At 33.1% G+C, this 22,164-nt stretch carries 29 protein-coding genes and 1 pseudogene; 4 read left to right on the top strand and 26 right to left on the bottom strand.

Annotation, left to right across the window (positions count from 1 at the left end; translation table 11 throughout):
* The first annotated feature begins 311 nt into the window (after positions 1-311).
* On the top strand, positions 312-746 hold the full coding sequence (locus AM499_RS04330; RefSeq protein ID WP_331457300.1) for a ribosomal maturation YjgA family protein: 435 nt from the start codon (positions 312-314) through the stop codon (positions 744-746).
* Positions 747-758: 12 nt separating this feature from the next.
* On the opposite strand, the gene AM499_RS04325 is transcribed toward AM499_RS04330, so the two are convergent.
* The 12 genes and pseudogenes from AM499_RS04325 to AM499_RS04270 all read right to left on the bottom strand — a co-directional run bounded on the left by AM499_RS04325 (position 759) and on the right by AM499_RS04270 (position 9,092).
* Positions 759-1,124, bottom strand: a complete 366-nt coding sequence (locus AM499_RS04325) for a hypothetical protein (RefSeq protein WP_053589049.1) — start codon at positions 1,122-1,124, stop codon at positions 759-761.
* A 48-nt stretch (positions 1,125-1,172) separates the two neighbouring features.
* Positions 1,173-1,547, bottom strand: a complete 375-nt coding sequence (locus tag AM499_RS04320) for a hypothetical protein (protein WP_053589048.1) — start codon at positions 1,545-1,547, stop codon at positions 1,173-1,175.
* Positions 1,548-1,665: 118 nt separating this feature from the next.
* On the bottom strand, positions 1,666-2,181 hold the full coding sequence (locus tag AM499_RS04315; RefSeq protein ID WP_053589047.1) for a hypothetical protein: 516 nt from the start codon (positions 2,179-2,181) through the stop codon (positions 1,666-1,668).
* 105 nt (positions 2,182-2,286) lie between these two features.
* Positions 2,287-2,760 (bottom strand): GNAT family N-acetyltransferase, encoded by a 474-nt coding sequence (locus tag AM499_RS04310; RefSeq protein ID WP_053589046.1) that lies wholly within the window; start codon positions 2,758-2,760, stop codon positions 2,287-2,289.
* Positions 2,761-2,973: 213 nt separating this feature from the next.
* Entirely contained in the window at positions 2,974-4,338 is a 1,365-nt protein-coding gene (locus AM499_RS04305; protein WP_053589045.1) for a DUF4179 domain-containing protein, read from the bottom strand.
* Positions 4,331-4,852 (bottom strand): sigma-70 family RNA polymerase sigma factor, encoded by a 522-nt coding sequence (locus AM499_RS04300; RefSeq protein ID WP_053589044.1) that lies wholly within the window; start codon positions 4,850-4,852, stop codon positions 4,331-4,333. The genes AM499_RS04305 and AM499_RS04300 overlap by 8 nt, the downstream gene beginning before the upstream one ends.
* Positions 4,853-4,982: 130 nt before the next feature.
* Positions 4,983-5,816, bottom strand: a pseudogene (locus AM499_RS04295) (alpha/beta fold hydrolase).
* Between the two features lie 17 nt (positions 5,817-5,833).
* Complete coding sequence (locus AM499_RS04290) at positions 5,834-6,715, bottom strand: protein kinase domain-containing protein (protein WP_053589043.1); 882 nt, start codon at positions 6,713-6,715, stop codon at positions 5,834-5,836.
* A 28-nt stretch (positions 6,716-6,743) separates the two neighbouring features.
* On the bottom strand, positions 6,744-7,301 hold the full coding sequence (locus tag AM499_RS04285) for a sugar O-acetyltransferase (protein WP_053589042.1): 558 nt from the start codon (positions 7,299-7,301) through the stop codon (positions 6,744-6,746).
* A 57-nt stretch (positions 7,302-7,358) separates the two neighbouring features.
* On the bottom strand, positions 7,359-7,886 hold the full coding sequence (locus tag AM499_RS04280; RefSeq protein WP_053589041.1) for a dihydrofolate reductase family protein: 528 nt from the start codon (positions 7,884-7,886) through the stop codon (positions 7,359-7,361).
* A 30-nt stretch (positions 7,887-7,916) separates the two neighbouring features.
* Positions 7,917-8,363, bottom strand: a complete 447-nt coding sequence (locus AM499_RS04275; protein ID WP_053589040.1) for an NUDIX hydrolase — start codon at positions 8,361-8,363, stop codon at positions 7,917-7,919.
* A 126-nt stretch (positions 8,364-8,489) separates the two neighbouring features.
* Positions 8,490-9,092 carry a LysE/ArgO family amino acid transporter gene (locus tag AM499_RS04270; protein WP_053589039.1) on the bottom strand — a complete coding sequence of 201 codons (603 nt, stop codon included), beginning with the start codon at positions 9,090-9,092 and terminating at the stop codon, positions 8,490-8,492.
* Between the two features lie 132 nt (positions 9,093-9,224).
* Here AM499_RS04270 and AM499_RS04265 point away from each other — a divergent pair, with 132 nt between their 5' ends.
* Positions 9,225-10,634, top strand: a complete 1,410-nt coding sequence (locus AM499_RS04265) for an aminotransferase-like domain-containing protein (RefSeq protein WP_231687526.1) — start codon at positions 9,225-9,227, stop codon at positions 10,632-10,634.
* Between the two features lie 36 nt (positions 10,635-10,670).
* Here AM499_RS04265 and AM499_RS04260 read toward each other — a convergent pair whose 3' ends face one another.
* Genes AM499_RS04260 through AM499_RS04250 form a run of 3 tightly spaced genes read right to left on the bottom strand, consistent with a single transcriptional unit; the run spans position 10,671 to position 13,002 of the window.
* Positions 10,671-11,294: an FMN-binding negative transcriptional regulator gene (locus AM499_RS04260; protein WP_053589038.1), complete on the bottom strand. Its 624-nt coding sequence runs from the start codon at positions 11,292-11,294 to the stop codon at positions 10,671-10,673.
* A 59-nt stretch (positions 11,295-11,353) separates the two neighbouring features.
* Positions 11,354-12,307, bottom strand: coding sequence for a bile acid:sodium symporter family protein (locus AM499_RS04255; RefSeq protein WP_053589037.1), 954 nt, complete (start codon positions 12,305-12,307; stop codon positions 11,354-11,356).
* Between the two features lie 23 nt (positions 12,308-12,330).
* Positions 12,331-13,002, bottom strand: a complete 672-nt coding sequence (locus AM499_RS04250) for a hypothetical protein (protein ID WP_053589036.1) — start codon at positions 13,000-13,002, stop codon at positions 12,331-12,333.
* A gap of 103 nt (positions 13,003-13,105) precedes the next feature.
* Here AM499_RS04250 and AM499_RS04245 point away from each other — a divergent pair, with 103 nt between their 5' ends.
* Complete coding sequence (locus AM499_RS04245) at positions 13,106-13,618, top strand: GNAT family N-acetyltransferase (RefSeq protein ID WP_053589035.1); 513 nt, start codon at positions 13,106-13,108, stop codon at positions 13,616-13,618.
* An 80-nt stretch (positions 13,619-13,698) separates the two neighbouring features.
* Here AM499_RS04245 and AM499_RS04240 read toward each other — a convergent pair whose 3' ends face one another.
* Positions 13,699-14,562 carry a DUF2785 domain-containing protein gene (locus AM499_RS04240; RefSeq protein WP_053589034.1) on the bottom strand — a complete coding sequence of 288 codons (864 nt, stop codon included), beginning with the start codon at positions 14,560-14,562 and terminating at the stop codon, positions 13,699-13,701.
* 403 nt (positions 14,563-14,965) lie between these two features.
* Between AM499_RS04240 and AM499_RS04235 the strand changes: the two genes are divergently transcribed.
* Positions 14,966-15,724: a PAS domain S-box protein gene (locus AM499_RS04235; RefSeq protein ID WP_053589033.1), complete on the top strand. Its 759-nt coding sequence runs from the start codon at positions 14,966-14,968 to the stop codon at positions 15,722-15,724.
* Positions 15,725-15,900: 176 nt separating this feature from the next.
* Here the strand turns inward: AM499_RS04235 and AM499_RS04230 are convergent, their stop codons facing one another.
* From AM499_RS04230 to AM499_RS04190, 10 genes are all read right to left on the bottom strand, one after another.
* Positions 15,901-16,368, bottom strand: a complete 468-nt coding sequence (locus tag AM499_RS04230; RefSeq protein ID WP_053589032.1) for an SAM-dependent methyltransferase — start codon at positions 16,366-16,368, stop codon at positions 15,901-15,903.
* A 42-nt stretch (positions 16,369-16,410) separates the two neighbouring features.
* Entirely contained in the window at positions 16,411-17,424 is a 1,014-nt protein-coding gene (locus tag AM499_RS04225) for a serine hydrolase domain-containing protein (RefSeq protein ID WP_053589031.1), read from the bottom strand.
* A gap of 33 nt (positions 17,425-17,457) precedes the next feature.
* On the bottom strand, positions 17,458-17,853 hold the full coding sequence (locus AM499_RS04220; RefSeq protein ID WP_053589030.1) for a VOC family protein: 396 nt from the start codon (positions 17,851-17,853) through the stop codon (positions 17,458-17,460).
* 149 nt (positions 17,854-18,002) lie between these two features.
* Complete coding sequence (locus AM499_RS04215) at positions 18,003-18,509, bottom strand: GNAT family N-acetyltransferase (protein WP_053589029.1); 507 nt, start codon at positions 18,507-18,509, stop codon at positions 18,003-18,005.
* Positions 18,510-18,567: 58 nt separating this feature from the next.
* Complete coding sequence (locus AM499_RS21960) at positions 18,568-18,765, bottom strand: hypothetical protein (protein ID WP_231687525.1); 198 nt, start codon at positions 18,763-18,765, stop codon at positions 18,568-18,570.
* A gap of 180 nt (positions 18,766-18,945) precedes the next feature.
* Positions 18,946-19,410: a hypothetical protein gene (locus AM499_RS21955; RefSeq protein WP_231687524.1), complete on the bottom strand. Its 465-nt coding sequence runs from the start codon at positions 19,408-19,410 to the stop codon at positions 18,946-18,948.
* Positions 19,411-19,503: 93 nt separating this feature from the next.
* A complete protein-coding gene (locus AM499_RS21575) occupies positions 19,504-19,872 on the bottom strand; it encodes a hypothetical protein (protein ID WP_156316743.1) in 369 nt (122 codons plus the stop codon).
* Positions 19,873-20,029: 157 nt separating this feature from the next.
* Complete coding sequence (locus AM499_RS04200) at positions 20,030-20,842, bottom strand: class I SAM-dependent methyltransferase (RefSeq protein WP_053589028.1); 813 nt, start codon at positions 20,840-20,842, stop codon at positions 20,030-20,032.
* Positions 20,843-21,076: 234 nt separating this feature from the next.
* Positions 21,077-21,607 carry a D-glycero-alpha-D-manno-heptose-1,7-bisphosphate 7-phosphatase gene (locus AM499_RS04195; protein WP_053589027.1) on the bottom strand — a complete coding sequence of 177 codons (531 nt, stop codon included), beginning with the start codon at positions 21,605-21,607 and terminating at the stop codon, positions 21,077-21,079.
* Between the two features lie 185 nt (positions 21,608-21,792).
* Entirely contained in the window at positions 21,793-22,149 is a 357-nt protein-coding gene (locus AM499_RS04190; protein ID WP_053589026.1) for a cupin domain-containing protein, read from the bottom strand.
* Positions 22,150-22,164 lie beyond the last annotated feature (15 nt).

The raw sequence follows: 22,164 nt of genomic DNA, 5'->3' as shown, positions 1-22,164 counted from the left end.
AAACGATGTTAATCCCTTCCTTCCAGAATTAACGCTCCTATTTATTTCATCCGATTTCTCCAGCTCTTTTTCAGGTTCCACTTGTTCAAAACAACTAATCCTTCCTTTTTTTTCTTGTTCATTGCTCGATTTTCGGTCGTTTTTGCGTTAATCCTTCTTATAACAACCCCACCGTAGTTTACCTTTGCTACACTCTTCTTTATTATTCAAAACAGTTATATGTTAAGGATTAAATTCCATAAACACATAATTCTAGCTTCCACTATATATGAGATAATGAAAGTTAAGGAATATGTCACCAAGCAGAGAGAGTGATTCAATTGACTTATGAGCAAAAACCTATCAACTCGCAATACCGTAACATGCGAATACTTTATTTGATAGCTATTGCTATCACTATTTTGTTAGGCATTGCCTCTAGAAAATGGGGTCTTCTACTTATGCCATTTTTAGCTTTGAACGCAGGAGACGTTCTATGGGCAATGATGGTCTATTTCGGATTTCGTTTTCTTTTAGCTCATAAGAGAACCCTTACGGTCGTTATGCTCAGTTTTTTGTTTAGCTTCTGCGTTGAATTTAGTCAGTTGTATCAGGAAGATTGGATTAATCAGATTCGTGGGACATCTCTCGGGGCTTTAATACTTGGCAAAGGTTTTCTTACGGAGGATTTGATTCGATATACAGCAGGGATAATATTCGCTACTGTATTAGATAAGATGGCAATTAAGTTTATCCTTCGAAGTTAAATGAACAATTTATTATTTAGTTTTTTTAAATATCTCATAGACACCATCTACTTCTGTTTGAACAAGGATAACGTCACTATCTTCCTCAACAGAATAAATTAATGTACCTTCGTCTAAATAATTAGATACTAAATTGTCTTTTGGGAGAACTTCTGGAGGTACTCTTTTCTTAACTTTGCCTATTTCGTCACTTAGTGTATACTCTCCTTTATTTTTAGTACCGACAGATCTATATTCAGCCCCGTTTATTCTCAACAAAGCAGCATATGAACCAACTTCTTCTCCTGAACTACTGTGTTTATTTGTAACTTGTGTACCTGAAGTACAACCAGTTAATACCATCGAAACTAAAAGTACCAAACTTAAATAATATCTCACGTTTTTCCCCTTCCGTTGAAAAAGTTAATAATGATCCTTACAACTTTATTAAATTTTTAAATCCCCAATCTTCTGACCAATATCTTTTACTCTTTTATTCCTAAGAAACTCATCTATACACCAGAAGAGACTTGAAGAAAGAATAGAGGTAATTAAAAAGAAATATATAAACGAGCTCTTAAAGTCAGAAAATAAAATCTCTCTTTCCTCTTCTGAAAAGATAAAGGGTATTAAAACGAATAAACATGCAAGCAATAAGTGAACCAATAATGCTAAAAACCCTCTATACATACCTTTAGATTTTTTTGTAACATAATCAGAAAATATAGATGCCGGGATTCCATAAAACAAAAGTATAGGGAGTAAAAACATACCTAAGATGATAACAAACCCCGTCTGCTCTATTATGAAGTAAATTATCATAACTAACCCACAAGTCACTATCGCAGAAACTAGTTTTCTAATAATTATCTGAACTACCCCCTATTTCTTGTTAAACTAACCTACGTTTTAGTTCAGGAAGATTAATATAAATTCTTTTTTATAAAAACCCAATTTCATTTACACCTTTGTAATTAAGATATATTTTAAAGTTGCGTTCTTTATTTAATTCTTCGAGTTCTTCTATGGAATAATCCCTGTATATTGTTTCAAACGAAAGAGTATATAAGTATCCATCACGAGTGTCTGTTAAATGCAAAGGCTGTATCTGCCCTAATGATTCCTTTAAGGAAGAATCAGTTACAATCTCAAAATTAAAAGATGTTCTATCGTCAATTGATATTTCTTTTTCTGACATTAATGACACTTCATATCTAACCCCTTTAAGAGGTATTTCTGAAGCACTGTCGTTCATGTTAACAATTACACTTTTAATTTGGCTAATTTTGAATGGCACTTTATAGTCTTCAATCGTTTCAACATATAAAGGTTCGCTTTCTTTTATTTCCTCCGTCTTTACGAATGGTTTCACTTTATTGTCGAATTGATTATCGGTACATCCTGCTAAAAGACACAGTCCGAGTAAAGCAAACAAACTAACATAGAAATCTTTCATTATACTCCCCCTATGATTTGGTGCCCAGTTAGTTCAATAAGAAAAAAGAGCTGCCTTTGGCAACCCCATATTCACTAAAGTCTCCGTTTGTAATGGCCCAACAATTCATTTAAGATAAAAACTATAATGCATGGTACCTCTATCCTTTTTATATCCAATAGATTCATACAGTCGTTGAGCATTAAGATTATCAATAGCAGTTTCTAAGACTAATCCTTTTGAATTTGTTTGAATTGCATATTCTTTTGCTTTTTCTAATAAAAGTTTCGCTACACCTAAACGTCTTGCTGATTGGTCCACATATAAATCGTTCAATATCCACAGTCTCTCCATGGATACCGAGGAGAATGAGGGAAATAGTTGAACAAATCCCAATGGTAGCACATCATTTACTTGTTCCTGTGTAACTAGGAAGATGACAGATTGCTTCTCTTTCATCCTTTCTTCAATAAATTTTCTTCCCGCCTCTAAGTTGGATTCTTGGTTATAGAACACTCTGTATTTATCAAATAATGTTGTAACCAAATCCAATTCATTTAACCCTGCTACCATTACATTAATTTCATCGACCGAATTCATATTCATACCTCCATTTAGATATTTCACTTAAGATTACTTGTTTAACTTTTCTGCTCCGTTCTTCAATAAGTTCTACAAAAAAATCGTTATTCCTGCTTGGATCTATAGCCCGGTTACATTTAGTACAATACTGCAAAATCTTCTAATTCATATCAATGCTCTCACAAGGAACATCCGCTCTATATTTCATTATGAACGACTGTTCTTGTTAATTTATTTTATATCTACCTTTACATCCTCTTCAATCCAAGATGGATAAGAATCCAATTCAAGTCTTAATGGATTGGTGAATCTTTCCCAAGGTAAATCAAATTCAAGTTTCATTTCCTCATTAGAAACTTTAACTAATGAGCCTCTCACATAATTTGCAGTAGATGGAAAAAGTCCTTTATAATAAATTATAAAATCTCTTCCAGTAGCATCTGTAAATCTAGGAAAATAAACAAAATCATTGTTATTATCAGCTTCAATTGTAAAACTAACTTTTTCATTCTCCACTTTTAGATTAGAGAATAACGATTCTGAAGGTTGTTTCAAAAATGCCTTGGATTCGGTATCTATTAAAATATAAGCCTGGTCTTTATCCATTGCTGCAATTTTCCCAAATGTTAAGCTCAATTTATTCGGTTCATAAAAGTAAAAGCTTTCCTTAAGTGGTACATCCCATACATCACCGTTTAAAAGTGGTTTATATGAATTTCCAGGTAACGCCGACCATGTCCTTCCTAATTCGTCTTTCAGCTCCAATTCATCAAAAGCACGAGCAAGAAGTTTCTTTGAGTTATGTGGATTTTCTTCTAACCTAACAACAGTACGGATTGGATCGACTATCAATTCTTTTACTTTAATACGTTGGCCATCAATCGTTACTTCTTTATTCACAACAATATTCTTACTCTCTACATCCATCTTCTTATATGAAAATGGAATTTTAAAATGCTCTATTTTTTCTCCGTTTTTCAAACCTATCGCCCAGGATAGTTCTTCTTCGAGTTTACTGCTTTCTATATGCTCGGTAGAACTAAAAAACTGTGAATCCTTTCTTTCTGTCAAAGGTAGAACGGAATCATTTAAATCAAATCTATAGCGGGAATTCATGCCTGACCATAATTGAATATACTTTAATTCAAGAGAGCTGACATCCATTTGATTCGTTTGAACGGAGTAAAAAATCACCATACCTTTTTTGTCAGCAATTACTCCATCGAGTGTCACGGTAATACCGTTCTTTTCTTGCGTTAAATTTATAGGCTGATAAAAATCATTCTCAATCGCTGCAGTCAAGCCTCTATCTTGCTTAATGAGCGCCACAATTTTATCCATACCTGGTATTAATGCAACTTTGCTTGCGAATACTGGGGACACAGTAATAGAAGTGACAAATGAGATAAGAAGAATTACAGCTACGACAATTGACCATGTACTCCGTTTTCGAATAATATTTCTTTTTAATGCTCTTTCATTTTTTGCTTTCTCGAATCCCTGTCGTACGGCAAAATGTAATTTGTCCTCTGGTATTTTCACTTGATCAATCGCATTCTTTCGCTGCTCCAATTTATTTTCTTCTTCCTTAAACACGCTTTACATCTCCTTTCTCATCAAAATTGTTCCGAAGTGCACGCAATGCTTTATGTAATCGAGTTTTAATAGTTCCTTCTGGAGTATTCCACATAACAGCAATATCTTTTATTTTGACCCCTTCAAAATATTTCAAGTGCAATAATTCTCTTTCATAATCTGATAGAGTTAAAAGTGCCTCTTCTACTTCCATATAAGTGAAATCTTCACTTACACCCGTCCTATTAATCAGACTCTCTTCAACTATTTCCCTATTACTTCTCTTCAGCACATCTTGGCAATAGTTCATCATAATCCGAATGAGCCATGTCTTAAAGTAGGCAGGCTCTTTCACTGTTTTTATGCTACGATAAGCCCTATACGTCACCTCTTGAACCGCTTCCAATGCATCTTCTTCATTTTTTACATACGATATTGCAGTTCGATATAACGCTTCTTGATATGAATGCATGAGTTCTAAAAATGCTTCTTCATCGCCTTTAATAGCCCTCTTAACAAGACTCTTTCCACTCAAGATTTCACCTCATTTCATTGTTCTTATTTATTAGACATACAACTACGATAAAAGTTTTGAAAAAATAAAATAAATTAAAACCTCTTAGGAATAGTGTCCTAAGAGGCCTAGTATAATAATACTTATTTCACTATAAAGTCGACTTCACAAATGCTTGAAATTTTTCCTCTTCTTCCGAAAATGGATTGTGATTACTTTGTTCAAATGTTGTAAACATTGCATTAGGAATTAAATTCGCGATTTCTACACCGAATTTATGAGGGCATTGTGCATCGTATTTACCTGCATATATATAACTAGGGACTGTCACATATAATAATTCTTTTCGTAAATCATATGTAGTACATTCTTTTTTTCTAAAGTAATCTAAACGATCGCCAACTGTCTTACCACTATTTGGTTTTTTTAATGCTTCTTTCAATTTATCTTCGGAATAATATGACAATAAAGCCCATTCATAGCCTAATTTCTGCCTAGTTTCAACTGATGTGGAATGATCATTAAATTTGTTCATAATGTCATTAATTCGATTGAAGTTAGGATTTTCAGAGCAATATATACTGTCAGGATCATAGCCATATTCTATACTTGCTGCCGCTCCTCCAGCAATAATCTTTGTAAGTGATGAAGGCATGAGGATTGCATACTTAAGTGCAAGCATGCCTCCTGTAGAATGACCAGCAAAACCCCACCGTTCCAATTGTAGAGCGATACGAATTGCTTCCAAATCTCTTACGGTTTCGTCCATACTATACTGACTGTCATTTTCAGCTTAGACCGAATTTCCACAACCACGAAGGTTTATTAAATATACGTGATAATCTAATGTAAACGAATTTGCAAAAGAATTTCCTCGCTCATCATAAGCACTATATAAATGTGTAACGGCTAAAGGCTCTCCATCACCATTTTCAAACAGTTCAAATGTTCCTCTTTCCGTATTGATAAATCGTTGAATCCACATAATTTAGCATGCTCTCCTCACTTTATCATTTGATCTTTTAAAGCAGAATTCCAAGCAAAATAGAATTCTTCTACATTGGCATACCTTTTACTCCTGTCTTCTTCAATAGCCCTGGTTGCTACTTTATACAGTTCAGCACTTGCATCCCATTTTAAATATGAACGGTCTAGTTCTCCTCCAAGAAGGCAGAATGCTGTGGCCCCCATGTTAAATACGTTTGTTCTTTCATCAATTGGAGCGCCTAATGTAAATTCTTCTGGCGACATAAACCTAGAGGAGCCCCAGAGTCTTCCCATCTTATTGATAAATGGTTTTTCCATATACAAATCAATATCACATATTTTTGTGCTGTTATTATCAAAATCATATAGGATACTCCCGTCATAAAAATCAACGGCTACATAATTTTTCTTTTCCATATGTACATGGAATTCAAATATACTTGTTAAAGATCTTAAGCGGAATTCTATAGGTAATTGTTTAAAACGATAAAAAGGAGAAGCGGGATGATTGTACTTCTTCGGTGGAGGAAAAGACCAATGAGAATGGAGAGACTCCCCATTGATCCAGTCAAACACTAGAACATACCCCTTCTCAACCTCAAAATGATCAAGTAGATTTACCAGGTGTGGATGGGACAGATTGTTGTAAATTTTAACTGAGTCTTTTAATCTTGCTACCGCATCTTCTGGATGCCCCTTATACTCTAAAGTTTTTGCTCCAGCATACTTCACAAACTTTTTTGAACCGTTTTTTTCTACACCGAAACTAATGTTCCCAGAATCTTGTTTATCAAAAACGCAAAAAACTTCACCTAAACTATGAATCCATTTAAAATCATGCTTCTCTAATAATTGAAAAGTAACACTGTCTAAGATAAATTCTTGTGAACTGTACATAAAAACCTCCAGTTTGTCTTAAAGGTATTTAATCTATTTGCTTTATTATCTTTGCCGGATTTCCTCCTACCACAACATTCGCAGGGACATCTTTTGTGACAACTGAACCCGAAGCAATGACGACATTATTTCCTATAGTGACCCCTGGGTTAATAACGGAATTACCACCAATCCAAACATTGTCCCCAATTTTTACCGGTATTCCGTACTCTACACCAGATACTCTTTCTTCAGCATTTAATGGATGGGTTGCTGTATAAATGTGGACTCCAGGAGCAATAAAACAGTTATCTCCTATCCGTATTTCACAAACGTCTAAGAACACGCAGTCAAAATTAGCATAGAAATTCTCACCAACATGAATGTTGTAGCCATAATCACAACGTAAAGTAGGTTCTATACTTAAGCTTTTACCTGTTGAACCAAACAGTTCTTTTAAAAGTTCTGTTCTTTTGTCCTCCTCCGTTTCTAATGTTTGATTGTATAATCTAGTCAGCCTTCGGGCAGTTAACTTTTCTTTCAGTAATTCTGGATCTGTTGGATTATAAAGCTCACCGAGTAACATTTTTTCTTTTTCACTTTTCATGCATTCAAACTCCTATGTTAAACTATCAACTCAAAATCCAAGACAAGTCTAGATAGCTTAATATTTTGTGTAATGTAACTCTGCAAATTGTTTATAACGTCTCACATCGACCAAAGTTAAATCCTTTTCATAGTTACCTGGCACGAAGAGTGGTATACCACGACCAATTATGGACGGGGCAATTTGAATGATAAATTCATCTATAATGTTTGCTTTAAGAAGCGGTTGCAACACCTCTCCTCCACCTACAAGCCAAATCCTTTTGCCTTCTTGTTCTTTCAACGATTTAGTGAAGCCTATTATATCCTCATTAATGAATTCTACATACTTATTGGAGCCAGTTAATGTACTGGAAAATATATAGCACTTTTTATTTTTATATGGAAACTCCTCTGGAGAAAGAATCAATATTTGTTCGTATGTGTTTCTTCCCATAAGAATTGTATCAACTGTTTCATAGAATTCAGAAAAACCTGTGTCTTCCTCACCTTCCGTTCCAATTAACCAATCCAACGAATGGTTTTCCCTAGCTAGGTAACCATCCAAACTTATAGCTCCGTAAAAAAGGACAGTACTCTTTTGCATACTTTAACCCCTTGTCAGTATATTTATTTATCATATCCAACTCAGATTTTTTGCCCGCTCTTCTGCCATTTTTAAAATCTGAACTCTTTTGTCGTTATTAGATTCAATTTTGGAGACTATTTGCTTAGCCGTTTCAAAATTAAAAATAACATAGCCTGTTTTCTCAAAATCAAATGAATAGGCTAAAATTTTTTCGACTCTTACTAAAAACCATACAGTATATGTATCAGTTGATTGCCAGTACCAAGAAGCAAACGGAATTCTATTGGAATCTAGAATAATTCCCACTTCTTCCATAGCTTCACGTTCTAGTGCTTTATCCAAACTTTCATTTTCTTCGATTCTTCCACCAATAGTAGTTAGTATAAGTTCATCCTTGTCCCATGCCATCAAAATTGAACCATTGTCTGTTATAGGAATACAATGAACTCCAGCAATTCTTTTATCCTTTGGTAGGGTAGTTATCCTAGTTAACACAATTATATCCCCTATCTCTACTCATATAAATTGCCAACCCTTCCATCTTCTCCATTAGATATTGAAATCCCTTTATTTTATTACTCAAAATGTTAAAGTAAACGCACTGTGCGAATCCTTAAGAGATTAAAACAAACCTACCAATAAATAAATAGCAGTACCCCATATAAAAATAGCTGATAATTTATTAAATAAGATAAATACTTTATTCGATATTTGTATTTTTTTCAAGAAAACTCCTGTAGTTGCTAATAACAAAAACCATAGCCAAGAAACGATGATACAAGCAATCATAAACAATCCTTGATCTTGTCCTTCATATTTAACCGCACTTGTCCCGATCACACCTATCGTATCGAGCAAAGCATGTGGATTGAGTAAGGATACTGAAAGTGCAAAAAGAATTTGCTTTTTTAAAGGCAATGCTTCTTTCCCTTCTAAACTAGCTGCATCTGAAAGCCAAATCACTTTTCCCATGTACAGCAAAAATAGAATTCCACCAATAAGTAATATCAGACGAATCCACTCAAATTGTAGAACAATCATAGATAATCCTAAAATCGCTAAAATGATTAAAATTGTATCACAAATGGCTGCAGTAATCGCCGCAGGAAGCGCTAGAATCAGACTTGGTTGTGTGACACCTTGAGTAAAGACAAAGACGTTTTGCACCCCTAAAGGTAAAATAAGTCCAAATGCTAAAATGATACCATGAATAATCGGTTCCATCTTTTCAACCCCTTTCCTCTCTATCGTAGCTATGTTATAACTAAAGAAAAAGGTCCAATTGGTTGGTTTTTTAACCATCCAATTTTCAAGGAGAGTTGCTGTATGAATTGAAAGCCAAATCGTTCACTTCCAATGAGTTTATCGAAACAAATAATTGAATGGATGACCGAACAAATTAGTACTGGACAATGGCCGAACGGGACAAAGCTTCCTGCTCAACGACAACTGGCACTTACACTTGGTGTTAATAGGAGTACATTACAAGAAGCAATAGACGAATTAAAAGCTGATGGGATTTTATCTTCAAAGGTTGGTTCAAGTACATATGTATCCAACGATTCTTGGAGTATGCTTTTGAAACAAAAGCAACCAAATTGGCAAAAGTATATTGAAGCAAGTATTCACAAGCCTAACTTTCAAACGATTCAACTTATTAATGAGTTTGAACAAGATGAATCCATCATCCGACTCAGCACAGGTGAGCTAGCCCCTAGCTTGTTACCTACAGCTGAAATTCAAGCGTCATTGCAAAAGCTTCAATTAGAAGGAAAATCTATTGGTTACTCCTCGCCTCAAGGGAGCCTTAAATTACGAGTTGCACTTTGCGATTATTTAAAAAAACGAGGAATTACGACTTCACCTGAGAATATTTGCATCGTATCAGGCGGCTTGCAAGCACTGCAATTAATTGCTGTAGGTTTACTAGAAACTGGTTCTGTTGTGTTTCAAGATGAATTTTCATATTTGAATTCCATTCATCCCTTCCAGTCTTTTGGTATGCAAATGCAGAGCGTTGACTCTAATATCCAAGACGGCAAGATTATTCAAATGCGTCGCGGGAAACGTCAAGGCATTCATTATGCGATTCCTACATTGCATAACCCAACTGGTAGGATATGGTCATTAGAAGAAAAGGAATCATTTTATGCCATGTGTCAATCTTTGCAGCTACCGATTATTGAAGACGATGTTTATTTTGAATTATCGTTTGATGCTCTAACTCCTTCCTTAAAGTCAATCGACACAACAGGACGAGTACTTTATCTCGGAAGCGTTTCAAAAACACTTAGCCCTGGGTTACGAATTGGATGGATTGTAGCACCATCACCTGTTATTAAACGCTTGGCTGATATTAAAATGCAGATGGATTACGGTTCTAGTGCCTTTTCTCAAGAGATTGTCTCCTACTGGTTAACATCTGGTTTATATGAAAGTCACATTGAAAAATTAAAAGAAGAATTAAAACGACGAGCTGTTTTAATGGAACATTTATTAGAGAAATATTTTAAGGAAATCGCTTCATGGGAATCATCCAAGGGGGGATTTTATATTTGGATAAAATTTAATGAACCTATTGTCACAACTGATTTTTTTATGAATTTATTGAATCAAAAGGTACTCATTAATCCCGGTTATATATATGAACCGAAAGATACGTATCATATCCGCTTATCATACTCCTATATTTCTGATAAAGAATTAATTGAAGGGCTTCAGACTCTTTATTCTGAAGCAATAAAAAAGAACCGTGAATTCAATTGAATCTCGGTTCTTTTTATTAATCAGATATTATTATTACTACTGATGGTTTTCCACTCTCTTTTTCATCACTTCTGCCATTTGTTGAGAAGTCAGATTTTCTTCAACCGACAGTTGATCAACGATGTTAAGATAATCTTCCTCATTACGATTCTGACTTAATTTATAGGCTGCTTGGATCTCTTTTACTTTTATTTTAAATCCAACAATCCCTTTTAGTTCTTGATTTATTAACTGAGGAGAAAGCTTCTCCCACAAAACTGGATCCTTCCGATGCTTTTCGTATTTATGAAGCAGTGAAGCAAGGTCTTCTTTTAGCTCTTCTTCATTCAAAACGTTAGCTTCTCCATATATGTGAACTGCTTGATAATTCCATGTTGGAACATTTTCATGTGTGTACCAAGAGGAAGAGATATATGCATGCGGTCCTTGATACATAACAAGTACATCTTCGTTCGTATCGAGGGTTCTCCATTGTGGATTTCCATACGCCATGTGTCCGGTTATATAGTAATCGTCTCCATTTTTATGCAATTCTAAGGGCAAGTGCGTAGCAATAGGTTTACCTTGTTTAGTAGTTACAATCGTTCCAAATGAGTTCATTTGGACAAATTCTTTAATTTCATCTATATTTGTGACTTTAAAGTATTTAGGAATATACATCAGATTTCTCCTAACGCTATTTTTTATTGTTATCATTTTTACTAAAATAATTACTTAAACTAAACAGAAGCTTGAGCAAATTTAGCTCTATATAATTCTATAACTCGGCTAAAAAAAGATGCCAGTACTTGTTGAAATAGCATGCCGAAGACAACTGGCAGCACAACCTTCGGAGGGAAGTAGGCACTTGCCACAACCACTCCCATCGAAATATTGCGCATTCCACCTGTAAACACAATTGTCGTTACAATATCAACATCTTTCCAAAGAAAATGCCCTAACAGGAAACACATTACGTATCCAAAAAATGCGAGAATAAATACAATGACAATAACACTAACAAGCTCCCATGTAATACTTTTAATATACGGTGCAATAACGCCACTGTTAATCAGCACTATAAAAAACAAGCTCATTTTCGAAAACGGCGCAAGTTTTTTTCCTAGTGTCTTCTCAATACTGCCTTTCGTCAATTCATTTAATAACATTCCTACTATGGATGGCAATACAATCATCCATAATAAATCAAGCATAAGAGCGGCTGTATCCATTTCAATTGTTTGTCCAATAACTAGATGCAGTAAAAATGGCATGACGATCGGTGACATGAGTGTATTGATTAAAATAATTGATAGGCACAGTGCTAGATTTCCTCGACAAACCGACACCCAAATAAAACTAGTCACCCCTGTTGGTACAGCAACGGACAAGATGAAACCAATCGTCAGTAAATGATCATCAAATAGCAAAGTTGCCACAAGATATGCGCAAATGGGCATGACAATATGTAAAAATGCAATCGTTAATAAAATGACATATGGATACTTTGTAAAGCTCTGCAACCCTTTAAAGTTTAAGCTCAAACTACCCGCAAACGTCATAAATGCAAACAACCAAGGAACTAAAAATAATAAATGCCCCCCCAGATCATCGAGCCATACACCGATAATCAAGCTAAGCGGTGTTAATATAGGCATCAATGTCTGGAGGCGCTTATTCAAACTTTCCAACATCGAACTGCCTTCTTTCCATTTTTTTATCGAACTTCTGTCATATAGCGATTATATAAATCATTAGATTTTTGGATACATTCCAAATACAATTGTCTAATTTCGAATACTGAAGAAAGTTTTAAATATCTTTCATCTTCTAATATCTTAATAATTGGTTTGACCTCATGATAATAACTATAATGTTGATTTGCCTTAAATAAAATAGTTTTATATTTTTCTAAAATAGATACATAAGTATCGTCGATTAATCTGTAGTCACACTTTGATCTCTCTTGCTTGTAAAATGTATTAATCTCACTTGCAAAAAATTTTCCATCCATAAAGAAACAAGAATTTACTGGCGAAAAAAAACGGTTTTCATTTTGATAAGCTCTCTTACTAAAAATCAGGTGATGCCAATTTTTAACTTCGTTATATTTTTCCCCTAATGCACTAGACTCGTTTGATATGGTTTTTACATTAAGATTCAATATATATTGAAATATAGAAGAATTGGTATCATAATCATTAATAGCAGTTATAGAACACCAACATATATAGTTATTATCTAGTTTAGCTATTATACAGACCTGTTGGTTAGGACTTATGTATATGTCAAATGAGATTTCTTTATCATCTAAACTATAATTTGGTGTAACGATATTATATTGCTTAATTAGATTAATTTTTTCCATTTTTATTCCTTTCATATCCATTAATATATTATTTCCTGTATATGAAAAGGAATTCCAACATTCTCTAACTCGTCCAGTCAAGGTGTGTTATATACTGCATTAGATACATTAGGAGGAATTTATCATGATAAGACCTATTCAAGAGAAAGATTTACAGGATATTTTAGATATATATAATGATGCGATTTTAAATACGACTGCTGTGTATACATACGAACCTCAAACGCTCGAAAATAGGCAACAATGGTACCAACAAAAAATGAACGAAGGGTATCCGATATTAGTATTTGAACAAGATAACAGGGTAGCAGGTTTTGCAACTTTCGGTCCATTTAGAGCATGGCCAGCATACAAATATTCCATTGAACATTCTATCTATGTAAGTAAGGAATTTAGAAAAAAAGGAATCGCAACTTCTTTAATGAAAGAATTAATAGCGCTTGCTGATGAAAGAGAGTATCGTACATTAATTGCTGGAATTGATGCAACAAATGAAAAAAGTATTGCGATGCATAAAAATTTTGGGTTCGAATACTCTGGTACTATTAAAAAAGCAGGTTTTAAATTCAATAGATGGCTTGACTTAGCTTTTTATCAATTAGATCTTAGCGGCCCCAAAAACCCAGTAGAAGAATAGAAGAATAGAAATCACATATAAGAAAAGGCATTTTAGATTGTAGAGATGCCTTTTCTTCCTTAATAACACTATTTTGATGCCTAAATTTCAGTTAGGCACTTTTCAATAGTAGTTTGAAGAGATAGTAAACTTGTATTTTTCTTTACCTCTATGTAAAAACTTTTTAAAAATACCTTACAGTTAGCTACTAAAAACCAATAATTTTCCTCATCTAGCTCCTTTTTTAGTATCAAAAGTTCATCAGGTATTCTTTGTATTAAATTTTCAATTACTCCAAGTTTCAACCCTTTATTGAGCATTTCCAAAATTGGTATTAGCAATCTCTCGTCTTCATCGTGGACATAAACACTATCTGACACAAATATCTTTTTCCATAATGGCATTAAAATTTGTTTATATAATTCTTTATCTATATGATTGTTTTTTATTAGTTCATCAAAAGCATCGGCAACATGCGCAATACTATGAGCCCACCCTTTACCTGAAACAAATCCCCTTAAATCTTTTTCCAAGCTTATATATTCAACTAACTGATCTTTAATAGTAGTAATCATCTCTTGTGTAAGAAAGTTATCTTCGTTATCTCTGTATAATATTAGTGCGATTAATAGAGTAGTAAATGATCTTGTAAAAACTGTATCGGTACCAGTTTCTCCGATTCCTTTAAACAATCGTTCATTTAAACAAAAATCTAAGACTTCCTTTAATAAATCATGCTCAATTAGATTTTTCTCTATTATCAGTTGATAAAAAGAGGTGTATATCAATTGATCTCTAAGGCGACTATCTGTAGAGCCAATATGTTCAACCATTGATTTGAGGAGAAAAACTTTATCCTCATCATCCCAATTCCTTACTCCACTTCTTACTTCCTCTAAAATTATTTTTAGGTCATTTGCATTCATTGGAGCTGTATTTATAAAATTTGATTGAACCTTTTCCATTTTTCTCATCCCTTTTTTAAATTAATTTTACCTTTGTTAATACATAAAAAATAACGATTTAATTTCACATAATTTCTAAAGCTTGATATGGTACAAAAACGGCTATTTGTTCTATCATAGCAGCCATCTTCTCTAACGTGTATATAGCTTGCATCTTCAAACCAGTGTTGTATTATATCAACATGAGCAAATACAATAATGAAATTCCCTTACTTTGCTCTTATAGAGTTAAACTCAATAGAGTATTTTTTAAAGGTTAAAAATTAACAAAAATAGTTTCTCATGCGAATCTCACTGAAAACTGTTAAAGTTAGATTGAGTTGCACGAGAAATCCATTGAGCAATGGCAATAGTCTAATATCCTGTTTTTATAATAACCATACGTTTCAAGGGAGTGAGTAGATTGAATGAAGAAATAGCACATATTGATTACCGTGAAATAATGGAATATTCACTTGATCCATTAATAATCCATACAAACCTTCGGATAATTGATGTTAATCACGTGGCAGAAAAGTTTTTTGGAGCACCCAAAGAAAATATTATTGGTGCAAGTCCTTTAGATATATTCCAAGAAACATCCAAAGTAGCAATAGAAAAAAGAATCCTATCCGCATATCAACAACCAGCTAAGGTTATAGAGGAAACAATTTTTCGTATGGATGGCACAACAGTAGATGTTGAATTGTATTGTCACCCTGTTCAAATAGGGGATACAAAAGCCATTCAAACATATGTAAAAGATATTACGGGTAGAAAAGAATCAGAAACAAAACAAAAAGAAATTATAAAGGAAATTAATGATCTTTCTGCTACAGTTGTTCCTATTCTAAATGGGATAGCTATACTTCCTTTAGTTGGATCAATTGATGAAGACAGAGCAATACAGATTTTGGAAAATGTACCTTTAAAGGTTAAAAACCAAAGTATTGAATGTTTAATCATCGACTTTTCTGGAATCTACAATTTAGACAGCCTTGTTACAGATTATCTCTTTAAGTTAAATAGCGTATTATCATTACTTGGTGTGCGTTCTATTATCACGGGGTTAAGACCTTCATTAGCACTAGCTGCGATACAGTTAGATTATAAAATAGAAACAATACCGACAATGTCCAGTGTTAAAGATGCATTAGTTTCTTTAGGCATATATCAAAAATAAAAACACAACCATGATAAATGAAATAAATTTTACATATTAAATTATATGGACCGAAAAAGGTCCTTTAATTTTTTATTAAATAAATGATATATGTTGGCGACCAATTATTTCCATCATTATTAATAATATAAAAGGCTTACTCCCATTCGAAGGTAACCCCCCTCTTCAATAATATTCTAAGATTTGATCCAATATTTATCCATTAATGAAATGGACCATTCTGGCTGCTTTACTTCCCCTTTTGGTAGAAACTCTTTCATTACAGGCTTAATATCAATAATTGGGGTGCCGTTAATTGCATCTAATCCTTTAACAATTAATTTTCTTTGTTTAAGTTCTACAAGTTCAACAATTGTTACCCCTAACTTATTGGGTCTATTTTTACCTCTTTGCGAAAAAATTCCAACTTTAGGGTACTCTTTGTTGTTTCTTGGATGCCTTGCTTCATATTGAATTTTATCATCAGAAACCTTATCAAAATAAAATATGATTTCTAAGTGAGAGAATTCATTAATACCAGCCAAAGAAGATTCAGTCATATTTTCAGTGAGCTCAATTGTAGAAATGATTGATCCCCAGTTATCATCCTCTATATCTAATCTATTATTATTAACAAATGCTATTGGTTCAATTGTATATTGCATAATTATCTCTCCTTAAAACCAACTTTAAACAATGTTTTTGATTTAAAAACATTTCATGACAGTATCACCGAATTCTCGAATATTAACTAAATAATCATAGTTATGAGTGGAACCAAAACTATTAAACATTCGAACTACGACAATATCTTTATTAGGTATTACGAGTACTGCAACATTGGTATATCCCAAAATTTGAAATGATTCTTTCGACACAAGTTCACCTATTTCAGATTTTTTAGCTGGGAGATCTTTAACAAACCATAAAAAACCGTTTTGGGGCAGATCCTTATTCATTAAGTTAGGACTCTGAAGGCTAGTAGAACTATTAATAATGTCTCTTGAAACAACTTGCTTACCATTAATCAAACCTTGCTTTAAATGGATATACCCCCAATAAGCAAGCTCTCTCGTAGAAACATACATATTTTTCTTATCACCATCTCTACCCCCGTCATTTGACCAAAGAGAATCATTAGATTTTCTTATAACCTCCACTAATTTTGTATTGGAGTCATCATGCCAACCTGTTTCCTGAAAGTCTAAAGGATAAAAGACCTCTTCAAAAAGAATCTCAGCTATAGTTTTACCTGTTGTCAGTTTGATAATTTGTGTCAATAAATCAACACCAATATCTCGATAAGCCCAACTTTGCCCTGGGGGAAACTCTCTAACTATATTGCTATCTTGTAAATTCAACCCATGTGTATGTGTTAGCAAATGTCTTATAGTTGTTTTATTGTACAGGTCCATATTCGGTACTGGTAAATATTTATTCACTTCATCATCAATCGATTTAATGTAACCATTATGTATCGCGTAGGAAGCAGCAAAACCAATATAACTTTTACGAACTGATGCAACATGAAATTGCGAATCTTCTTGAATTGGCCTCGCACCACTTGCCTTTGAATGTTTTCCCCAATATTCCTCCGTTACAATTTTATCTTTATGTATAATGAGTACACTCGCGCCAGAGCAGTCAACTTCTTCAGAAGTTTTTTTTACATGCATTACAACTGAATCAAAAACATCGTTCAACTCTTTTTTTATTCTCAACTATTAAAACCTACTTTCTATTAAAGGTAATGCTTAAAATGAACCCTCCACAATCTGCTTAATACGCTCTTTTTCTTCTTTTTTATCCAGATACTCAAAGAACCCTAGTTGATTCCCCCATGGGTCTGTGAAAGTTCCCCATTTGGCAGATACCTCTTCTCTAGAATGTATCTCAAAGCGATCAATTCCTAACTCCTTAACAAGTCTCTCTCTTTCAGCAATTATATTAGTGACACCTAAACGTAAAGGTCCACTAGCTTTTGATGGGATTCCTTCAGCAACTTGCAACCAACAACCAGGTAGAATTTCCCATTCAATAAAACCAGAATGTGGTTGTAAATCTGGTTTTTTGTTTAGTACTACTTCATACCACTTATGACCTTCCTTAATATCAGAAACACGAACTTGAAAAGTAACCTCAAAAATCATTTTTATCCCTCCTTGAATGGCCATATTACTTTGTATTCTAGAAGTTGGGATAATACTCCTTCTTGTTTAACTAACTTTATCTATTAGCACAAAAAGGAAAAAGAGCTGGCGATCAATTATTTGATCACCAACTCTGCAAAGATTAACACTTATTTCATCCATTCCATTAAAGTTAAATCATTTTGAAGTTCTTTCATTTTTTTAAAACCGCACTTCTCATAGCTAGAGATTGCTCTGACATTAGTATTTTTTACTTCCAACACAACTCGTGATACACTTTTATGTATGCTCAAATAATTTACCATCATAGAAATCATGGATGTACCTATTCCTTTTCCCCATAACTGAGTTTCTCCAATAAATTGATCAATACCATAAATAATTTCATTTTGTGGATAGCCATATTTTATTAATTCATTTTCTTGTATTGGATAGAACTGTATATATCCAATTGTTTCATTTTGAAATTCTATCATACAAGGATTTACATAGTGTTTTCCCTCCACTCTAGGTCCATATTTATTTACCACTTTATCGTAGTTAGTAGGAGACTCTTCGTAGAATTCCAAAACCTTTGGGTCATTTAGCCATTTAACCATTAATTCAAAGTCATTCTGTTTCATTTTTCTGATAAGTATTTTGTTACTGAATATCATAATTTATTTCCACCTACCATATGTGTCTCGTAAAGGAATTATGAAATGTTTCTATATATTAATTTTGAAATAACCATTGTTTTACACTTTCTTCAAAACCTTTTTCCTTCCATGCAATCACAGCATTTATTTCGCCTAGATTTTCAATTTGATGTTGAAAGAACATATCTCCAACAAAGTATCCTAATCTGCTATAACCAAACCGATTTTCCCCATTTATTGAAAACCACTTTTTAAATAATAATTCATCAGTCAAATTGGAATAATCCTCTGAGAATACTCTTTTTATTTCTTTTCTATTTTTTGTTGAAAATGCTAACCAGTCTTCTCCTTCATCGTTATATGAAAAATAAATGGAAGAATTTAGATTTATTGCTGTACGACGAGAAAAGTGTGTGGCTGCACCTTCCTGATTCAGCCATGTAAGGGGACTTTTCTACTGGACTTCTGTCCAATCTATTCCTGCTTCTTCAGACATGATATTCTGTGCTGCATGACCAAACTCATGCGCAACAATCGTTCTCAAATGCTCCGTTTTTGGAGACAATTTCTCTAAAGAAAAAGTTATGTCCGGTATAAACTGTCTATGCGTATATGCATTTGATCCAAATCCACCTACAATCAAATTAACATCAATAGGAAATGAAATTTGAAATAACTTAAAGTACTCTTCTTCTGTTTCTTCTATAATAGGTAAGATGTTATGATGAACTTCTTTTATACGTTCTATATATTCTTGATACTTTTTAAGAGATTCCATATGTCGCTCTTCCGTGTCTTTACAGTGAAAAGTGAAATATTCTTTAAATACATCTGGATATACACTATAGTAAGTTCTTAAAAAATTGATAGAGGATTTATAGTTATATAAAAAATATGGGACTGTATCAATAATTCTCATACTATATTACTCTCCTAATATCATTTATTTGTACTAAGCGAAACAAATATCTGAAAAGACACAACAGAAACAATTATAATGAAGGGTTTTATTTTAATTGGATTTCGAGTCGGAAGCTAAATTTGTTTTTCTCTTTAATAGAAAAATACTTTCAACAAATATTGTAAGAATGTAACCAATCAATAGAACTAACGATAAATTTGTTGTAAGTTCATAACTAGAATGGAACAATTCTTGAGACCAATAATCGTCTGGTAATATAAAACTAGATAAAAAATTGGATACGCCGATTCCATCATTAGCTTCCGATAATAAACTCTGTGTATAATTTTGAGACAAAGCAACATTGGACAATATGGAAAAGAATAATAATGGCAGCAAAGCTGTAGAAATTTTTATAGAATTTTTGATTATAAGAAATACAACGATAATGAAATATAATAAAATAATCAAAAACACCATGATCTCACTCTCCTTACAATAATCTTAAGGTCAACTATTACTTTCAATTTTATAAAATAACGTTTCCGTTGAAACTGCGATACCAGGCATTTTCAACTAATTATGTAATTGACCTCTATGGTGATCTAAATGTCTAATAGAAATATAAGTAAATTAATTACCCTTTTTTTCTTCCAATATAAAGTAAGTGAGATGAAATTCCAAGAATATGTGGGTCGTCAGCTTTTTCAATAAGCATTTTCAGGAGTTTTTCAAGTTCTGCTTCCCCTTTGTTTCTCCAGTAATTCCAATTATCATTATTTAATATTGCACCTATATTAGAACCTATCAATTCTATACTTTCAAATCCCTGTGCTTCCATAAACGGTTTGATTTCATCAATATTAAAATAATAAGCACCAGTAAAGCGTCCTTCATCTTGATGATTAAAACAACCTGTTTGTGAAAATTGTTGAATCTCATCTATGTTATCATTGGGTTTCCAATTTTCAGGATATAATAGTGAAGTCAGTATATGCCTGATTCTTGGCATAAACGCAACAAAAACAACACCGTTATTTTTAGTAACTCTATGTAACTCTCTAATTGCTTGGATACGTTCATTTTCATCCTGTATATGATACATTGGGCCGAGCATTAATGACGCGTCAAACTCTTCATCATTAATCATTTTAAGTTCTCTAGCATTTGCTGCAAAAAAACCATTAAAGTGTTTTTCTAAATTAAGTGCCTGTACTTTATTTCTAGCAAATTCAACAAGTCTCGGCGTTAAATCTGTTAAGGTCACTTTATAACCGTCTTGAGCAAGTTTTATAGAATATTTCCCTGGTCCAGCACCATTATCTAACACGTATCCTGTTGGAGGCAGATATTTTTTTATATAATGCAAATTAACTTGGAATTCAATCGGTTCTCTTTCTAAACGTCCCCATTCATCAAACTTATTATAATAATTAATGATATTACTCATTCCCACACCTACATTCTATTATTTTATGTTCGAAAAAACCTTTACATACTTCTATAAAAGCATGGATGTTCCTACTTATTTCTTCTAGTATTTTTAACATCATCGTTCATTGAACAACCAATGATGAAAAATAATGAAAACACGATTATTTCTACATGGAATAATTTATTTTTCACTATTTTTCACCTCTTTATTTAAAAAAGTTATAAGAACTTCAGAATAACTAATCGCACATTATTCAGCTGTTGCATCCTCAATAATCCAATCCACAGCACTAATTAGGTCAGGGAAAACGGCATCTGCAAGTGGATCACTCTTTCCTAGAAATACAGCTTTTGTTCCTGCCTTCTTCCCTGCAATGATGTCTGTATCAGTATCTCCTACCATATAGGACTGGGATAATTCAATATCATATTTTTCACCCAAATCGACAATTAATTTGCTATTTGGTTTTCGGCAAGCACAACCTGCTTTTGGTTTATGAGGACAATAAGCAACATCATGAATTGTTGCACCTTCCTTCTTTAATTCAGCAACCATATGTTCATGTATTTTGTTGAGCTGAGCTTCTTTCATAAACCCTAAACCAACACCCCCTTGATTAGTTACAACAAAAACAAAATCAAAAAAAGTATTCAATTTTTTAATTGCTTCTGGAACACCCGGTAAGAAATACAACTCATGTGGTTTATTCACAAATTTAACTCGATCACTTAGCACTTCATTTATTACTCCATCACGATCCAAAAAGACTGCCTTCTTCATTTACTGATCCCCCTAATGTATTGTAGTTTAAATTTTTTTAAAAATAGTTTGCCCTTGTTGTAAGAAAATAAACTGCAAATTTAGTAGGGTATTTGGATAGTATTTTATTTAAATAGAAATCTGCTTATTTTCATTTAAGGTTATTTTACTTCATCTACACTATTGAAGGATTCATCTCATTAGACCTATAATTTTAAAGACATAAACAACGCCGGATTTAATTCTTCACTTTCTATTACTATTGCTGTCAATCCATTATCTGATTTAGTTTCATGCCATTCATCTTTCTCCCAAAATACAGCATCACCAGGTAGAACTTTAAAATATTTATCATCACCATTCCGTACATATCCTTCTCCAGTCAAAATTAACAAAAGCTGAGGTACAGTTGCCTGATGATAGCCAATAATTCCGTTTTTTTCTAAATACATACAACCTATTTGAGCTTCCTTTTGCGTGTGGATAATACGAGACATGATAAAATCCGAATTGAAATTCGGAATCTTTTTCCCTCTATTTTTATTGAAAGTATAAAACTCCATTTGATACCCCCTAAT

It is taken from the genome of Bacillus sp. FJAT-22090, assembly GCF_001278755.1.
In the GTDB taxonomy this organism is placed as follows: Bacteria; Bacillota; Bacilli; order Bacillales_A; family Planococcaceae; genus Psychrobacillus.
This window is presented reverse-complemented; position numbering and strand designations above follow the sequence as displayed.

What these genes read in the sequence shown, in the direction of transcription:
- AM499_RS04220 (WP_053589030.1), bottom strand. Translation starts at nt 17,853, where the DNA reads ATGATTTTTGAGGTTACTTTTCAAGTTCGTGTTTCTGATATTAAGGAA.
- AM499_RS21575 (WP_156316743.1), bottom strand. Translation starts at nt 19,872, where the DNA reads ATGGTGTTTTTGATTATTTTATTATATTTCATTATCGTTGTATTTCTT.
- AM499_RS21955 (WP_231687524.1), bottom strand. Translation starts at nt 19,410, where the DNA reads ATGAGAATTATTGATACAGTCCCATATTTTTTATATAACTATAAATCC.
- AM499_RS04215 (WP_053589029.1), bottom strand. Translation starts at nt 18,509, where the DNA reads ATGATATTCAGTAACAAAATACTTATCAGAAAAATGAAACAGAATGAC.
- AM499_RS04320 (WP_053589048.1), bottom strand. Translation starts at nt 1,547, where the DNA reads ATGATAATTTACTTCATAATAGAGCAGACGGGGTTTGTTATCATCTTA.
- AM499_RS04310 (WP_053589046.1), bottom strand. Translation starts at nt 2,760, where the DNA reads ATGAATTCGGTCGATGAAATTAATGTAATGGTAGCAGGGTTAAATGAA.
- AM499_RS04230 (WP_053589032.1), bottom strand. Translation starts at nt 16,368, where the DNA reads ATGCAATATACAATTGAACCAATAGCATTTGTTAATAATAATAGATTA.
- AM499_RS04290 (WP_053589043.1), bottom strand. Translation starts at nt 6,715, where the DNA reads ATGTACAGTTCACAAGAATTTATCTTAGACAGTGTTACTTTTCAATTA.
- AM499_RS04260 (WP_053589038.1), bottom strand. Translation starts at nt 11,294, where the DNA reads ATGTATATTCCTAAATACTTTAAAGTCACAAATATAGATGAAATTAAA.
- AM499_RS04245 (WP_053589035.1), top strand. Translation starts at nt 13,106, where the DNA reads ATGATAAGACCTATTCAAGAGAAAGATTTACAGGATATTTTAGATATA.
- AM499_RS04285 (WP_053589042.1), bottom strand. Translation starts at nt 7,301, where the DNA reads ATGAAAAGTGAAAAAGAAAAAATGTTACTCGGTGAGCTTTATAATCCA.
- AM499_RS04315 (WP_053589047.1), bottom strand. Translation starts at nt 2,181, where the DNA reads ATGAAAGATTTCTATGTTAGTTTGTTTGCTTTACTCGGACTGTGTCTT.
- AM499_RS04195 (WP_053589027.1), bottom strand. Translation starts at nt 21,607, where the DNA reads ATGAAGAAGGCAGTCTTTTTGGATCGTGATGGAGTAATAAATGAAGTG.
- AM499_RS04255 (WP_053589037.1), bottom strand. Translation starts at nt 12,307, where the DNA reads ATGTTGGAAAGTTTGAATAAGCGCCTCCAGACATTGATGCCTATATTA.
- AM499_RS04265 (WP_231687526.1), top strand. Translation starts at nt 9,225, where the DNA reads ATGAGTTTATCGAAACAAATAATTGAATGGATGACCGAACAAATTAGT.
- AM499_RS04270 (WP_053589039.1), bottom strand. Translation starts at nt 9,092, where the DNA reads ATGGAACCGATTATTCATGGTATCATTTTAGCATTTGGACTTATTTTA.
- AM499_RS04190 (WP_053589026.1), bottom strand. Translation starts at nt 22,149, where the DNA reads ATGGAGTTTTATACTTTCAATAAAAATAGAGGGAAAAAGATTCCGAAT.
- AM499_RS04240 (WP_053589034.1), bottom strand. Translation starts at nt 14,562, where the DNA reads ATGGAAAAGGTTCAATCAAATTTTATAAATACAGCTCCAATGAATGCA.
- AM499_RS04250 (WP_053589036.1), bottom strand. Translation starts at nt 13,002, where the DNA reads ATGGATATGAAAGGAATAAAAATGGAAAAAATTAATCTAATTAAGCAA.
- AM499_RS04280 (WP_053589041.1), bottom strand. Translation starts at nt 7,886, where the DNA reads ATGCAAAAGAGTACTGTCCTTTTTTACGGAGCTATAAGTTTGGATGGT.
- AM499_RS04200 (WP_053589028.1), bottom strand. Translation starts at nt 20,842, where the DNA reads ATGAGTAATATCATTAATTATTATAATAAGTTTGATGAATGGGGACGT.